At 43.5% G+C, this 1,622-nt stretch carries 1 protein-coding gene; it reads left to right on the top strand.

The genetic code is table 11. The features are described from left to right. Positions 1-1,622 (top strand): hypothetical protein (locus GXZ13_07150; protein ID NLX75584.1); only part of this gene is annotated, 1,622 nt, incomplete at both ends.

Raw genomic sequence — 1,622 nt, 5'->3', positions numbered from 1 at the left:
GTTAATGCCACAGAAGTAGATTCAATTACAAAGGGCGGAACATATACCGGAACTTTGCCCACAGATGCAGAGCTTAAGGCTATGTTTACTGTGTCCGGAAATTTGGACGCAACCGAAACGGATAAAACAAGCGGCATTACTTGGAACTTTAACTCGGGCTCTCACTACTTTGACGGCATGGCTGCAGGTGAAACCCTAATTCTTACTTATACCGTACAAGTCACTGACCCGCATGGTGCAACTGATGCTCATGACGTGGTAATTACCATTACCGGCACAAATGACGCTCCGACTATAATTGCAGGCGGCGTACTAACAGGCTCTGCCACAGAGCTTGTGGACAAGCATGCAGATGAAAATACACTTGACCACACAACTTCCGGATACTTTGACGTCACTGATGCAGACTTGACTGACGCAGTTTCTGTCTCTGCAACTCCTCAAGGAGTTGGCTATCTTGGAACATTCACTCCTTTCGTGGATACGCAGACAACAGGCGGGGCTACAGGAAAAATAACCTGGGAATTTAAAGTAAATGATTCTGCTTTGGACCATCTGGCAAAAGGTGAAACTGTTACACAGCTATATGATGTAACTGTAGATGACGGTAAGGGCGGAACAGATACCGTTACTGTGACTGTAACTATTACAGGTACAAATGACGCGCCTGAGATCCATGTCAGAGCAGGCGACAGCGATGCTGAGTCTTTGACAGAATCAAACATAGCACTAACAGCAACCGGGAAATTATCGCTTTCAGACGTTGACATTATTGACGTTGTCAATGCCACAAAAGTAGATTCAATTGCAAAAGGTGGAACATACACAGGAACTCTGCCTACTGACACAGATCTAAAAGCGATGTTCTCCGTTACAGGAGGGCTTACAAATACCGAAAGTGACAAAGATAACGGCATTACTTGGACATTTAATTCGGGCTCTCACTTATTTAGCGAATTGGCCGCAGGTGAAACTCTAATTCTTACTTATACTGTGCAAGTCACTGACCCGCATGGTGGAATTGATACCAAAGACGTAGTAATTACCATCACCGGTACAAATGACGCACCGATCGCTGTTGCTGATGTTGATAACGTTAAAGAAGATGTAACTGTACAAGCCACTGGAAATGTTTTGACAAACGACACTGATATAGACGCAGGAGATACTAAGGAAGTCATTGGAGTCACTGCAGGAGATACCGGAACAGAAGTATCCGTAGGTGTAGGCTCCAATATAACGGGTACTTATGGAACTCTAGTTGTAAATGCAGACGGTACTTACACATATGACTTAGATAACAGTGCTGTAAATGTACAAGAATTGCTAGAAGGTCAGAAAGTATATGACGTCTTCACTTACACAATGCAAGACTCAGAAGGAGCGAAAAGTACCACCACTATAACGATTACTATTGAAGGTACAAATGATATTCCAGTTGCTGTAGCTGACATTGACGGAGTAAAAGAAGATGATACTGTTCAAGCTACAGGAAATGTACTACTAAATGACACTGATGTAGATGCAGGAGACACGAAAGAAGTTATAGGTGTTAAAGCCGGATATGACGGATCGGATGTATCGGGCAATGTTGCAACTTCCGTTGACGGAACTTATGGATC

This window comes from Synergistaceae bacterium (genome assembly GCA_012728235.1).
Taxonomy (GTDB): domain Bacteria; phylum Synergistota; class Synergistia; order Synergistales; family Synergistaceae; genus JAAYFL01.
This window is presented reverse-complemented; position numbering and strand designations above follow the sequence as displayed.